We start from the raw sequence: 15,632 nt of genomic DNA on the forward strand, positions 1-15,632 counted from the left end.
CCTCAAATTTATAAAAATGAAAAGACTATTAGTACCAATGTTTTTTGCCGTTACATTTATGGCATGTAGCAATAAAACATCATTGAAAACACCACAATTACTTACTGCTGAAGATTCACTGAGTTATGCTTTGGGAATTAACATCGGTGAAAGTTTACAAAAACAAGGAATAGAAAATTTGAATACGGATATTATTTCTACCGCAATTCATCAGGCATTTGCAGACGATTCTTCTATCCTGTTAGACAATGAAGCATCCGTAACTTATCTAAATTCTTATTTTCAGAAAAAGCAAATGGCGTTAATGGATAAGAAACTTCAGGAAGGGAAAGATTTCTTAGCAGAAAATGCGACGAAACCCGGCGTACAAGTATCAAGCAGCGGACTGCAATATCAAGTAATTAAAGAAGGTACAGGTTCCATGCCTGTTGATGGAGATTCTGTTACAGTAAATTACAGAGGAACATTAATAGATGGTACTGAATTCGAAAGTTCTTTTGAAACAAATTCTCCGGTTACTTTTAATGTAGACGAAGTAATTCCTGGCTGGACCGAAGGATTGAAAATGATGAAAGAAGGTGCATCTTATAAACTTTTTATTCCTGCCGAGTTAGGCTTTGGAGCAATGGGTGGCGGACCTGTTCCTGCAAACTCTGTGTTAATTTTTGATGTGGATTTATTAAAAGTTATTAAAAAATAATTTGTAGAAAGGGGTGCAACTCCCCTTTTTTTTTATTTTTCCCCCGTAATAAAAATACTATTATGAAAAAGCATTTTCTTTATTTCACCATCCTATTTATATCAGTTTTAGCAACAGCTCAAACGGAACAATTAGATTTATGTAACGACCTGAAAGAAGCAGCAACTATTGTGAATGATCCTGATGGTTTTAAGAAAGGAGAAGCAAGGCCAAATGATATGTGGATTTATTATGATTGCAATCTTACTTTTCAAGGAGCTACACGTTCTGAAGTACATTATTTTGCTGATGGCAAACTTTCTAATGTGTTACAATATTTTGGTGAGACTTTATCGCAAGATCAAGCTCTAACGATGTACGATCAGTTGGCAAATGATTTTCGCAAATGTTATTCTGCAATAAAAGTAGAACCCGGTGCTCTCGGATTGCGCAACGATTTATCTTTTCAGATTCATGATAATATGATTGCAAGGTTGGCTATTTATTATGGAGAGCCTTCTGCATCAAATGAAAAAACATATAAAGTGTTTTTTGATTTATATTATCTGGGTGAATAACAATTTTAAAGGCAGTTATAAAATGCATTTCGATAAATACTCCATGATGCACTTGTTATCTTTGAAAAAATTAATTCCAAAACATGCGTCAAATATTTTTTATAATCCTCTCCCCACTATTTTTATTTACAACTTTCTTATCTGCACAAACAATTGGCATTAGCGAATTTATGTATCATGCCGATACGAGTGCGCATTCGAATGATTGGGTGGAGTTATATAATTATGGCAATTCGCCTGTAAATATTTCAGGATGGAAATTAAAAGATGAAAATATTGACAACACATTTATAATTCCAACATCCACTACAATTGATCCAGGTGCATATCTTGTAATTGCGCAAAGCTTGGATACTTTTTTAATGGTGTATCCCGATGTTACAAATGTGATTGGCAGTTTTGATTTTGGTTTGGGAAATAAATCTGATCAGGTACGATTGCTTGATGCATCTAATACACCGATTGTAGAAATTAATTATGTTGATTCACTTCCATGGCCAAGTGCGGCAGATGGCATGGGACCTTCGCTTCAAATAAAAAGTTTTGATGATGATCCTAATGATCCTGATAACTGGTTTGCAGGTTGCGTGAGAGGCACTCCGGGTACGGCGTATTTTCCTTGTGATTATCCATTAGTAATAAGTGAAATAAATTATAACTCCGCTTCTTTTTTTAAAGTTGGTGATTGGATAGAATTATATAATCGCAGTGGTGCTTTAATAAATTTATCCGGTTGGGAATTCCGTGATCAACAAAATAATATTTTTGTTTTTCCCACCGGTACAATTTTAAATGATGGAGAAAGATTAGTGGTTTCCGATTCATTAGATGCACTCACAACTGCATTTCCCGGATTAGATAATGTGATTGGTGAATTTACTTTTTCACTATCAAATGGCGGTGATGCGGTGTTGTTATATGATGCTGCTTTTACATTGCAGTTCTCAGTAAAATATAATGACAAACTCCCGTGGCCAATTGATGCGGATGGCGATGGTTATACTTTAGAATTTATAGAGGAAAACGATAATCCAAATATCCCTGAAAACTGGATTGCAGGTTGTCCGTTTGGCTCACCCGGTATTCCTTTTACATTTCCTTGTCCTACATTGCAAGCAGAAAATATCAATAAAAATAGTATTGAAATTTATCCCAATCCATTCACTGATTATTTGTATTTAGATCTTTCCGGATTAAATGCAGGAACAATTCAGCAATGTTATATCACTGATTTTTCCGGTAGAATAATTACGGATATTCAAGTAGATAATTCCATTGTTATTTGGAACAATACATTAGCAAGTGGTATCTATTTATTGCATTTAATTGCAAGCGACGGAACACAATACACACATAAAATAATTCGCAATTAATTTATGTATTGCAGTAACCAGCTATTGGCAAATGTTGTTTTGAAATTCTGATCAAATTCAGCTTTTGTAAATACCAAACAATTAAATATTTCGGTATCTTCATTTAAATGTCCATCATGCAAAAGCGAGGCGGCATCAGAAACAGAATGGGTAATAATACCATCATCTGTCTTATATGAAAATAAAAATCTGTTGAATAAATCTACTTGCAAATGATTCGCAAGTTTCTTCATAAATATCATGGAAGAATCAATAGAACATCCGCCTGCGCTGGTATGTGTTTCATCCACCATTAAAATTATAAATCTGTCTTCCAACACTTTGCCATATCCATTTAATCGCAGATCATGTGAAGTCCAACGATTTACAAAAACTTCTAATTCTTTATTCAACCAAATAATTTCTTCCTCAGTAAAAGGTCTGTCGCTTTGATAAATCCATACTCTGGATTGTGGACTAAATTCTTCTATATTCATCTCTATATTAAATTATTTCCTTTTGCAATTAGTTCGGCAATATCAAATACTTTAACTGCATCTTCTTTATCAAAACTTTTCACGCCGTCTGTCATCATGATATTACAATATGGGCAAGGTAAAGCAATAATATCTGCTTTAATTTCCAATGCTTGCTCTGTTCTTGCCACATTTATTTCTTTATTTCCGGATTCAGATTCTTTAAACACCTGAGAGCCACCGGCACCACAACATAATCCTCTGGATTTACAACTGCGCATTTCCATTAATTCCGCATCTAATGTTTGCAATACTTGGCGGGGAGCATCATAAATTTCATTTGCTCTGCCGAGATAACAGGAATCATGATATGTAATTCGCTTACCTGTGAAAGCACCACCTTGCACTTTTAATCTGCCTTCATTTATTAATTGTTGTAGAAATTCCGAATGATGTATTACTTCATAATTACCACCTAATTGTGGATATTCATTTTTGATAATATTAAAACAATGCGGACATGTAGTTACAATTTTTTTTATACCATATCCATTTAAAATAGCAATATTATTTTGCGCCAGCATCTGATATAAAAATTCATTTCCTGCTCTTCTTGCCGGATCACCGGTACACCCTTCTTCAGTACCGAGTACTGCAAATTTTATATTGATACTGTTTAATATTTTTACAAATGCACCGGTTACTTGTTGAGCCCTTTGATCAAAACTTCCGGCACAACCTACCCAGAATAAAATTTCCGGAGATTCGCCACCGGCAAACAACTCTGCTAATACCGGAACATTATTTAATCCTTCCTTCACATTACATTTTTTAGAATGATACAAATGTAAAAACATATTCCTCAGGTTTAAACAAATTCTCTTTTTCGTAGTGGCTTTTTACCGCAAAGTCCGCAAAGTTTAAAAGTTGACAATTGACAGTGGACAATTGACAATGAAAAAAAATCAAAGTTTCAGATTTCGGGGTTTCAAGTTCAAAATTATCTTTCGTCTTTACATTTACTCATTACTTATTTAAATAGTATTGGGTATCTAGTAAAACATATCCCTGATCATTAACTTTGATCACTCATTACTCATTACTCACCACTCACCACTCACCACTCACCACTCACCACTCACCACTCACCACTCACCACTCACCACTCACCACTAACCACTCACCATTCACTATTCACTATTCACTATTCACTTTTCACTATTCACTATTCACTATTCACTATTCACTATTCACTTTTTTACCTCAAAGGGCACATGGATTTATCGCAAAGAGCAAAGGTTTTGGTAAATAAACCTTACATTTATTTCGTGAACAATAATTTAACAAACAAAACCCAACAAATGAAAAAGTTAAACCCCATTACATTTTACAAACGACTTGCAATTACAAGTTCATTGTTATGCGTTGTATGTATTTCCTTTATTTTTATTAGCGCAAATAAGTATCCACAAGAAGCAGGGAATCTTGAAACTGTTTCAATTACCACAGCAAATACTTACTTTAAAAATTACATACGCAATGCGAGAAAAAGCAATACTGTTCTTAAAGGCATGGTAATAAGTGCAGAACAGTTAAATGCCATTACACTTCTCAGCACTAATAATCCTGCACTCAATTCCATCAGAATTTATTATGCAAAAGATGCTGCCGGATCAGATGCTTCTCTCATTGTAGGTGTAGATGTTGCCGGAAATGATTTAGTAAATACTATTTATTGTACTAAACGATTCAACACAGGATTATGCCCGCCGGTGTGTGATGTAATCAGCCCTATTATTTCTGAAAGATAAAGTCAAATAGTTTTTCCTAAGATTAATATTCAAGCAATTTGAAAGTTGAGTTTAATTGTGAATGCTTGTAATTTAAATTAAGAAAATTAATACTACATTTATTTCGTGAACAATTATTTAATCATTAAAAACCAACTAATGAAAAAGTCAAAAACAATTACCTTTTACAAAAGACTTGCTATTGCAAGTTCTCTGTTATGTGTGTTAAGTGTATCCTTTATTTTTATCAGTGCAAACAAATACAATCCTATTCCGGGAAATAATGAATCTATTTCTATTACCAAGGCAAATACATACGTCAAAAATTATATGCGCAGTGCTTCGGCAACAAATGCTATACTTAAAGGCACTATAATAGATGTAGATCAGTTGGATGCAATAGATATTATCCGCAATGAAAATCCCGATGCTGCTTCTTTCAGAATTTATTTTGCAAAAGATGATGCTGGTGCCGATGCTTCTGTAATTGTAGGTGTGGATGATTCAGGAAATGATCTTACGAATTCCATTTATAGTACCTCAAGAAAAACATCCGGAGTATGTCCCCCGGTTTGTGATAATAATGGTAAAATAAATTCTGATAATTAATTCAGATTAATTCTACTATAAAATAAAAACCCCGCAACAACGGGGTTTTTTACTAATACCAATATGATCAGTAATGAGTTTTTTTTCATTGTCAACTGTCCATTGTCAACTTTCAATTGCTTACATCTTCACCCATTTCTGCACTGCCCTACCTTGTTCGGTTATTACTTCTGTAAAATAAATGCCGGGTGGCAAGTGAGAAATATCTGCCTGATTATTTTGAAAATTTACAGGCATTAATTCTCCCACTAAATTAAATGTTTGGATGGTGTAATTATTTTCTTTTAATGGTAATTGTATTTGAAGAATGGTAGTGGCGGGGTTGGGGGAAATTTTAAAAATGCTATTAGATGTATTTCCATTTTCCATAATTGAAACAGGATCGCTAAAATTTTTATACAGTTTACGGCTTGAACCAAAAAAACAAGAATCCACATTCCAGCAATCAATTGCAGTAATTTTTCCTGCTGGCATACTGTCTATTGTATTTTCTATCCATGTTTCACCACCATTTTCTGTAAAATAAACTTTATTCTCAGGGTATATCCATTCTGCAAGATAGCCGACTGAATCATTAAGAAATTTCATAGATTCAAAACTTCCACCAGGAACATGTTTTTTTAAAGTATCCCAAGTTTCTCCTTGATCAAGCGATTTAATTATATTGGCATAATTAAAAGTATAAAGTACATTTGAACTTGTAAATTCAATATCCATTCCCTGATATAATAACTTTTTTAATTCCCAATCAATACCACCATTCGTAGTTTTATAAACTCCCATTTCGACTCCTTCTGAACAACAGTATGGGGTACCATGAATTGCAATACAAGTATCTGCATTTATGCAATCAATATCTGCGACTTGCTGATAAAAATTCAACTCTGCCGGACGCACTTGTTCTAGTGTAATAAAATTATTTTTAGTATATAAAACTTTCCCTTCATAATATCCTTCACCTGCTGTAAGATAAATATGACCGGGTGCAGCTATGCAAAGATTATTGGTTGCAGGCGAATATTCACCTACTACAGGTATTACTGCTTCCCATGTTTCTCCACCATCTTCGGTTGCGAGGCAGGCACCAGTGCCTGCAGCTTTTGATACATATCCAAAATTCTCATTTAAGAATTCAATATCATAAAAACCAGCTCCATCAGCACCTGCTGTGTCATATATCATTATCCATGAATTTCCAAAATCAATACTTTTAAATATTTGATATTCACGGCTTACAAAAATTGTTGATTCATTTACAATTTCAATATCATAAATATTACTACTTAATTCCGGAAATTCATGATAAAATTCCCATTGACTTTTTACTTCTGATGAAATGAGTAATGTTGTCAGCAGAAGGTATATATATATTTTCATAATTTAATGAATTGCTTTGTTATTCTGCTCCCACAGAGTTACCACCCTTAGGTGAATCTCTGTGGATATTGATTAAGAGCGTTATAAAGTTTTCCGTTCCCGCATCGTCTCCCTTGCGCAGCTTGGGGACGATGCGGAGGTTAACGATTTATATTTTATAAATGCCTTCATAATTTCATTTTACATTTTCACCCATTTCTGCACCGCCCTGCCTTTTTCGGTAATTACTTCTGTAAAATAAATGCCGGGTGGTAAGTGAGAAATATCTGCCTCATTATTTTTAAAATTTACTGGCATTAATTCTCCTACTAAATTGAAGGTTTGGATTGTGTATGTATTTTCTTTTAGAGATAATTGTAGATTAAGAATGGAAGTGGCGGGGTTGGGAAATAAATGCAATGATATCAGGTTTTCATTTAAAATATTTATGGTTAAATCCGGTGCACTTGCATTCACGGATTTATATATTGTGTTGGTAGTAAGTATGAAGCAGGTATCATCATCCAAACAATATATATCTCGATATCCAAAATCAATATCTGATAAGCTAAAATCAGTTCGATACCAATTCAATCCACCATCATTTGTTTTAGCTAAACTTCTTAGACTGCTATCATCAAACAAAATATCTGAAACAAATAAAAATCCTGATAAATTGTTAATAAAATATTGTATCCCTTCATAACGATATTTATAAACTATACCAATATTTATTTCATGGAAACTCCAATTAAGGCCTCCATTTGTTGTACTACAAAAACCATCGTAACCCCAGCCAAATCCAGTATTTGAATCTGTAAATTGCATAAAATAGGTAGGTCCATACATATCATCATTACTAAACCATGAGTAGCCTCCATTAGTAGTTTTATATACCGTTCCTATATTATCCCAACCAATTATTTCACCACAAACATAACCCGTGTCTTCGTTAACCATAGTAATAACACTTGTTACACCTGTAGCTTCTATCAATGAAAAACTTGATAGTGTTCCATAAGGATAATTACCTTGAAATACATAAATAGGAGCATCATCCGTAATAGCAACTGATTTATGCAAACTGATATAATCTATATCAGTTAAGGGTAGTAATGATTCCACATTTGTTGGGTATTTTATCCAGGTAATACCTCTATTTGTTGTAACAAAAAGACTATCAAATTCATAATTGCAACAAATGACAGCAGAAGAATCTGAAACGACATCCGCAAATTGAAAGTAAACATTATCCATAAATTGTTCTTCCCAATTATTACCACCATCATAAGTAATAATTAGACTATTATAGGTTATTATAAAACCTGTGTCTTGATTAAAAAAAAATAATTCTTTAAAAGAAGGAGATCCTTCCCTATGAAAAACTGGTTCCCATTGACAAAAACCATAGGAACAATTTAACAGAAAAAAAATTAGAATTAATAATTTATTCATAATTCAATTTTATTAAGGATTTTGTGAAGATTTCTGCTTCTGTTATAAATTTTATTAAATAAAATCCTTCACTTAATTTAATAATATCAATAGATTTACTTTCCGTTCCCGCAACGTCTCCCTTGCGCAGCTTGGGGACGTTGCGGTGGTTATTGATTTATAATTTGCAAATTCCTTCATAATTTCATTTTACATCTTCACCCATTTCTGCACTGCCCTACCCTGTTCGGTTATTACTTCTGTAAAATAAATTCCGGGTGGTAGGTGAGAAATATCTGCTTGATTGTTTTGAAAATTTACTGGCATTAATTCTCCAACTAAATTAAATGTTTGGATGGTGTAATTATTTTCTTTTAATGCTAATTGTAGATTAAGAATGGAAGTGGCGGGGTTGGGAGTGAGAGTGAAAGAGTTAATTTCTCCATCATATATAGATAAAGGCAAAACTGGTAAACCCGCACCATTTGTTGTTTTAAAAATTCCAGAAGTTGATGTTAAATAACAAGTATCGCTACTGGTACAAAAAAGATCAAGAAACCAAGTATTGTCATATTCCGAAGTTTCAAATAGCGTTGTATCCCAACTAACACCTGCATTTATTGTTCTTAAAACTTCATAATGATCTGGTTCGCCATTTTGTGTAATTACAAATCCAACCGAATCATTAAAAAAGTAAACTTTAGTAAATGTAAACCCAGGTATATCTTCATTAAATATCCAGGGAAGTTCTTCCCAAGTGTCAGCATAGTTATTAGTTTTCCATAAATGATAATTATTAGAAAATCCATATCCAGTTTTAGAAGAAGGAAATGAAATACCAAGATCAGGTCCGTCAATTTCTAATGAATTATTCCATGTAAGTCCACCATCGTTAGTTCGTATTGTATACGATCCATCACCTCCTGTTTCAGAATCGAAATATCCAGCAATATATCCTGTATCCTGATTTACAAATTGCATATCAAAACAATATATTCCATTTAGCATAGGGAGTGTGCCGGAATAAGCCGAATACAAATCATTTATAGTATGAAGATATACTATTCCACCAGAATTGCAATCTACAATTAAAGTTTTTCCATCTGGTAAAAAAGCTACATCAGTTACCGTAAAGTTATAGGGTTCTACATTTGGAAATGTCCAGGTTTCTCCTCCATTCAAAGTCATCATAATTTCATTTCCTTCTACCGGATCACAACAAATAATACCAGTGTCGGGATTAATAAATTGCACTTCTGTAAAATCCCCTATATGCTCCGTATTAAATGACCAAGTTTCACCTGCATCTGTGGTTTTGCCAACACCATTATAACTACAAACAAATCCGGTATTATTATTTACAAACTGAATTCCTTTAAACCCTGAAAAACCACTTGGCAACGGTTCAATTAATTGCCATTGTCCAAAGCAGTACGAGCCAATAATTATCGCACATATTAATAGAATAATTTTGTTCATAATTTTTCAAATAAATAATTAGCAATTTGAGTATCTGATGTAATTTTCAAAAGATAAGTACCAGAAGAAAATGATGAAACATTGATTACACAAGTGTTTAAGAAGTCGAGATTTCTATAAATCAATTTACCCATCAAATTATATATTTCAACCGTAAACATTGCCTTATCTGATTTATAAACATTAAGCAAGTGATCTGTAGGATTAGGATAGATATTGTAGGAAGAATTTACTTCTACTTGAGTTAAATGAGTTTCAATATCCTCAAACATGTTCACATCAAATCCATTAATAAATCCATGGTTTAATTCACCCGCAATACTTTCATCATAAAAGGCGTCCTCTCCTGGATCACATAATGGTAAATAACCAGAATATAAATAAGAATTACTAAAAAACCCTACAACATATAATTCATCTCGATATTCATGATTTATAGATGCGGCAACAGCACCATTGTGCGCATCATCACCTAAAAATGTTGACCAACGTAAACTTGTATTTTTGTTAAACATAGAAACAAAAGATGTATGACCATTTACTCCTTCTATGTCATCAAAATAAACACCACTATAATCAGAGGGATTAAGAGGAAAATCATCCCCAGCATCTTCTTCGTTACCAACAATAAAAATATTTTGACCATCTGAGGTTATATCTCTACAATAAGTTTCAGAATCACCTCCAAATAAAGTAGCCCATTCACAATTTCCATCTATATCTGTCTTTAAAATAAATCCTTTATGTTCGCCTACAGAGGTTTCTATATATAAATCATCAAAATATTCTCCTGCATCTATCAATGGAAATTTATATTCGGCAGCTAAATCATAATTATAGGTCTCTCCTGTAACATATACATTATTATCTTCATCTATAGTTAATGCATTTGCTCTGTCAGTACCTGCACCCCCATAATAAGTACACCAATCTAAATCTCTATCAGTTCCATCAGACTGAATTTTAGCTATAAAAACATCAACTACACCTGCAAAAGAATTATCACAAGCTCCTATAGTTACTGGCATTGATGATCCTGATGTATTTCCACAAATGACTATCTCACCACTGTTATTAATTGAAACATCATTTATTATATCATAGATTGAACTTCCGAATAAAGTACCCATCTGCAAATGATGATATGGATCAACTTCTATAATAAAACCTTTTTTACCTGATGAAGAATAAGGCATTGTTCCGGTGGGATCAAAAAATGGAAAATCAGTTCCACCGCTTGAAGATCCAGTAACCAAAAAACCGCCTTCGGGTTTTGTTTGTATCTGGGTCAATGTTGTATTTCCGCTTGCCCCTCCTAAATACGAGAGCCATAACAAATTCCCTTCACTTGATAGTAATCCGACACATCCATCAAGATCAGCATTAATGTCATTATCGAATAAATTATCTGGATCACCAGTGTAATTATCTAATACAGGCAAATCATCACTATATGTTGGCCCAATAAAATAAATTAATTTACCATTGTTGCCTATTGATAATTGGCAATTTTTTGAATTGTAATAATTCTCATTTTCTGACCCACCCACATATACCGCCCACTTTCCTTCATATTTATCATAAGTTGGGTCTTCGTCCTTTAAATTAAATTTCTGAATAATCAAATCATAAGCAGTTCCCGTCAAATCATTCATAAAAATCAACTCGGAAGGAAACTCAGATGCAGAAGTGGTTGTAGTTCCAGAAATGTATAGTGCAAAATCAATAGGATTGCTATTAATCTTAACATCACTTAGTATTTCATTTTCTCCTCCTTGATAGTAGGTACCCCAAATTACATTTGGTTCACAACCACCGCCACCCCCTAAAAACATCCCCACCCCTATCTCCAACACCAACACCTTACTACTTGTATAACTACCCAATCCAAAACCAATTCTATCACTCACACTTGTATAAGTGGCGTCCCAACCTAAATCAATACGGCTTCCATCATCATCTATTTGGTATGCATCGGGCGTGCGGAAAGTTATTTCACCAATGTCGGTTGTGAGTGTAAGAGTGGTATCTGCATTTATTGTTTTTGTTGCGCCATTTATTACCATCTGTATCGGATTTTGTTGTGCGCTGTATCCGGGTTTTATTATCAAATAATATTTTATTCCTGCATTATCGAAGTAATACATTAAATCCACTTTCGGATATAATTCTGTTATGTATAATTTTTCATGTTGCTGCACATTTGTAATTCCTTGTGCTCCTGTATGTGCAAGAAAATAATTTAAATATTCTCCTCCGTTGCTTGTAGCATGATGTATTTCTTTTGTGCTGCTGCTGTTGTAATATCCAATGTCTATTCTTGCAAGTGTATCGTCTGTGGTTGTATTAGTATCTATGCGGCTGAACACCATAAATAAACTATCATCACTTGCATACAGTGCGGGGTAATGTCGCTGTGTATAATATTTAATATCGCTTCTTAAATTTTCATCTGTATCTATTATTTGTCCTTTGTTTTCAAACCATGTAAGTTGAATTGGTTTATCTGTATCATCATCGGGTGGTGTGGTATAATTTACTTGTTTGTAGCGCACCAATATATAGGTATCGTTTGTACCTGAAAATGATTTACCACCAATATAAATTTGATTATTAAAATCTGCATGTACAAAGTAAGGAGTGTCGTCTCCATTACCTGTTCCGTTCCATGTTTCTGTCCATTGTTTTTCGCCATCGCTGTTATAGATATACATTATTATATCGCTGTTTGCACCATTATGTGTTGTGCCTGCAATTACTATATCGTTGTCTTCACTGATACTTAAATCTGTATTCCATGTTGCTAAATCACTTCCGTTGTTTGCTGTTTCTATTGCTGACCATTGGACGGTGCCGGCACTATTATATTTTACTGTAAATCCATTTAATATGCCTTCTGCATTTGTAATACTTCCGGTTACATATACATAACCTGCTAAGTCCACTTGTACTGCATATCCTACGTCATCGCCATTGGCTGCATCGTAAGTTTTACTCCATTGCACCGTGAGTAAACTATCCATTTTTACAGTGCGCATATTATAGCCTTGTCCACTTATTGCGGCTCTACCTGTGAGATAAATATTATCATCACCATCAATAGTAAATCCATATACTCTGTCAATACCAAGTCCGCTTGCTGTGTTGCGTTGCACATCTAATTGTACGCCTGTATTCTGATTGTATTTTACACTTGCAAAATCCCAGTTATCTACTGCTTGTGCACTACCTCCGGTTACTACTATTCTGCCACTATTATTAATTGCAAGTCCGCTTGCTGCATCATCATTGCCATTATAATTATAGCGACTTACCCATTGTTGTGTACCACTGCTGTTGTATTTTATTGTTGCATAGTCCCAACCTGTTCCACTACCAAAACTTCCACCGGTAACATATACATTATCCGATGCATCAACTATTATATCGGATGGAATATCATATAAACTTCCTGTGCCATTGTAAGTACTTGTCCATTGCAATGTACCTGTGCTATTATATTTAATTGTGCGATAATCGTATTGATTTGTTGCCGAAATAAAACTTGCGGCTGCTACATAAACATTACCATCATCATCTAAAGTAATTGCTGTACCGTAATCGTTATCATCAAAAGTGCTGTTGTAAGTAACCTGCCAGATTTCATCGCCACTGCGATCATATTTTGTAGTTATGATGTTTGCTTTTTCGCCTGCAACTAATGTATTACCAGTAATAAAAGTATTACCATCATTATCCTGCACATGCGCCATCCAACTTACTGTATCGGGAAGCCCCTGACTGTGCTCCCACATTTTATACATGTATTGCTGACCTTGCACATCGCCCGTTTTAAATATGAGAAAGAGTATTAAATATAAGAGAATTTTTCGAGTTGCGAGTTGCGAGTTGCGAGTTGCGAGTTGCGAGTTGCGAGTTGCGAGTTGCGAGTTGCGAGTTGCGAGTTGCGAGTTTCTGAAAACTTTGTTAAGTATAAAATTACTCATGGTAGTTAGTTTTTAAGGTGATTGGATTTACAAGTGTAAGGTTTTATTTTTAGAAATGCAAATGTTTTTAGTGAATGGTGAGTGGTGAATAGTGAATAAAAAAATCAGTGATCAGTAATCAATGATGAGTTTTTATTAGTGAGTGGTGAATAGTGAAATGTGAATAAAAAAATTAGTGATAAGTGATCAATGATGAGATATTAAAAAGTGAATAGTGAAAGGTGAATAAAAAAATTAGTGATGAGTGATCAATGATGAGATATTAAAAAGTGAATGGTGAATGGTGAATAAAAAATCAGTAATGAGTGATAAGTGATGAGTTTTTATTAGTGAATAGTGAGTGGTGAGTAGTGAATAAAAAAAATCCGTGATGATGAGTAATCAATTATGAATTTCGTTGATGAGTTTTTTCATTGTCAACTGTCAACTGTCTATAGTCAATAGTCAAAGTTATCGCCAAAAGCCAATAGCCTTTTAATGCAAAGACGAACGATAATTTTTTAATTTGAAACCTGAAACCCGAAACACTTTTTTGTCAATAGTCAAAAGTCAATAGTCTAAGTTTTTTTTTCATTGTCAACTGTCCATTTGTCAACTGTCAATTGCTAACTTACATCTTCACCCATTTCTGCACCGCTCTTCCCTGTTCGGTTATTATTTCTGTAAAATAAATACCTGACGGTAGTTGTGAAATATCTGCTTGATTATTTTGAAAATTTACAGGCATTAATTCTCCAACTAAATTAAATGTTTGGATGGTGTAATTATTTTCTTTTAATGATAATTGTATTTGAAGAATGGAAGTGGCGGGGTTGGGGGTGAGAGTGAAATTGAAATTAGGATTTAGATTATGTAAAGTTGAAATACCACCACCATTTGTTGTTTTAAGTAAATAATACATATGTACACCTTCAATAAAAGAAGAAGCAATAGCATAACAAGTATCCTTATTTAAACAATCAATATCAAATAAATACTTTATTTGAGTAGGAATATCATTTATTATCCAATCAGTTCCATTATTATAAGAGCTAACGATTTTACCTTTATCAACTGCAGTTCCTATTATAAAAAATACTGAATCATCTACTATTGTAAAGTCTTCTATATCAATAGGATTTATTTCTTCTGCAAAATCTGTTGTTGACCAATTATTTCCATAATCAACTGTTTTTATGAATTCGTTTCCATAAAGTGCAAATCCAATGGTGGGATTTATAAATTGTATTTTGGTAGTAGAACTATTAAATACTTGCTCCCAAGTTAAAATCCCATCCAAGGTTCTATAAATACCTTCTTGACCACACACATATCCAACCTGAGATGTTGGAAATGAAATATCAAATAATAAAAAAGGGCTTATAGCAACATTGCAGGATAGCGTATCGAAAAACGAATAAGTGCGACACACAAAGGGGAAATATTCAAAAAGGGAAATAATTGTGTCTTTACTAAAAAATTCAAATTCTCTATAAATATCCACGTCACTAGGCGCATTAATAAAATTCCAACTTAAACCACTATCTGAAGATGCAAGTATTCCTGTAGGTAAAGTAGTTGCAACTATTAAAGTAGTATCATCAATAATTGCTAATTTGTTAATAACCGTCACATCATAGATATCACTTTTATCAATCCAAGTTTCACCTCCATCATAGGTTAAGAATATGTTATAAGGTCCGCCAATTATTCCAAATTCAGAGTTATAAAAATCCACACTAGTCAACACATCTTCTGAACTATAAATAATATTCCATTGAGCAATAGTTACAAGTTGAAAATGTAATGTTACTATTAAGCAAAATAATATTTTTTGATATTTAGTAATCATAACTTCAAAAGCTTTAAGTATGTTGGCGCCATTGCTTCACAGTTTTTTTAATTGTATTTTTT

At 33.4% G+C, this 15,632-nt stretch carries 12 protein-coding genes; 5 read left to right on the forward strand and 7 right to left on the reverse strand.

From position 1 onward, the window contains the following. Positions 1-16 precede the first annotated feature (16 nt). From IPN31_12735 to IPN31_12745, 3 genes are all read left to right on the forward strand, one after another. Positions 17-700 (forward strand): FKBP-type peptidyl-prolyl cis-trans isomerase, encoded by a 684-nt coding sequence (locus IPN31_12735; protein ID MBK8682738.1) that lies wholly within the window; start codon positions 17-19, stop codon positions 698-700. A 62-nt stretch (positions 701-762) separates the two neighbouring features. Beyond that, positions 763-1,257 carry a hypothetical protein gene (locus tag IPN31_12740; GenBank protein ID MBK8682739.1) on the forward strand — a complete coding sequence of 165 codons (495 nt, stop codon included), beginning with the start codon at positions 763-765 and terminating at the stop codon, positions 1,255-1,257. An 83-nt stretch (positions 1,258-1,340) separates the two neighbouring features. Then, the gene (locus IPN31_12745) at positions 1,341-2,630 is read left to right on the forward strand and encodes a lamin tail domain-containing protein (protein MBK8682740.1); all 1,290 of its coding nucleotides are present in this window, start codon (positions 1,341-1,343) and stop codon (positions 2,628-2,630) included. Here the strand turns inward: IPN31_12745 and IPN31_12750 are convergent. Continuing rightward, positions 2,627-3,106, reverse strand: a complete 480-nt coding sequence (locus IPN31_12750) for a hypothetical protein (protein ID MBK8682741.1) — start codon at positions 3,104-3,106, stop codon at positions 2,627-2,629. The genes IPN31_12745 and IPN31_12750 overlap by 4 nt on opposite strands. A gap of 2 nt (positions 3,107-3,108) precedes the next feature. After that, positions 3,109-3,942, reverse strand: coding sequence for a (Fe-S)-binding protein (locus IPN31_12755; GenBank protein MBK8682742.1), 834 nt, complete (start codon positions 3,940-3,942; stop codon positions 3,109-3,111). A gap of 504 nt (positions 3,943-4,446) precedes the next feature. Between IPN31_12755 and IPN31_12760 the strand changes: the two genes are divergently transcribed. Further along, positions 4,447-4,896: a hypothetical protein gene (locus IPN31_12760; GenBank protein MBK8682743.1), complete on the forward strand. Its 450-nt coding sequence runs from the start codon at positions 4,447-4,449 to the stop codon at positions 4,894-4,896. A gap of 138 nt (positions 4,897-5,034) precedes the next feature. Then, complete coding sequence (locus tag IPN31_12765) at positions 5,035-5,484, forward strand: hypothetical protein (GenBank protein MBK8682744.1); 450 nt, start codon at positions 5,035-5,037, stop codon at positions 5,482-5,484. Between the two features lie 120 nt (positions 5,485-5,604). On the opposite strand, the gene IPN31_12770 is transcribed toward IPN31_12765, so the two are convergent. The 5 genes from IPN31_12770 to IPN31_12790 form a co-directional block, all read right to left on the reverse strand. Beyond that, complete coding sequence (locus IPN31_12770) at positions 5,605-6,861, reverse strand: T9SS type A sorting domain-containing protein (GenBank protein MBK8682745.1); 1,257 nt, start codon at positions 6,859-6,861, stop codon at positions 5,605-5,607. A 180-nt stretch (positions 6,862-7,041) separates the two neighbouring features. Next, on the reverse strand, positions 7,042-8,295 hold the full coding sequence (locus tag IPN31_12775; GenBank protein ID MBK8682746.1) for a T9SS type A sorting domain-containing protein: 1,254 nt from the start codon (positions 8,293-8,295) through the stop codon (positions 7,042-7,044). A 189-nt stretch (positions 8,296-8,484) separates the two neighbouring features. Continuing rightward, the gene (locus IPN31_12780; GenBank protein MBK8682747.1) at positions 8,485-9,753 is read right to left on the reverse strand and encodes a T9SS type A sorting domain-containing protein; all 1,269 of its coding nucleotides are present in this window, start codon (positions 9,751-9,753) and stop codon (positions 8,485-8,487) included. After that, positions 9,750-13,739 (reverse strand): T9SS type A sorting domain-containing protein, encoded by a 3,990-nt coding sequence (locus tag IPN31_12785; GenBank protein ID MBK8682748.1) that lies wholly within the window; start codon positions 13,737-13,739, stop codon positions 9,750-9,752. The genes IPN31_12780 and IPN31_12785 overlap by 4 nt, the downstream gene beginning before the upstream one ends. Before the next feature lie 610 nt (positions 13,740-14,349). Beyond that, positions 14,350-15,570 (reverse strand): T9SS type A sorting domain-containing protein, encoded by a 1,221-nt coding sequence (locus IPN31_12790; protein ID MBK8682749.1) that lies wholly within the window; start codon positions 15,568-15,570, stop codon positions 14,350-14,352. Positions 15,571-15,632: the final 62 nt, after the last annotated feature.

It is taken from the genome of Bacteroidota bacterium (genome assembly GCA_016715425.1).
GTDB lineage: Bacteria > Bacteroidota > Bacteroidia > Chitinophagales > BACL12 > JADKAC01.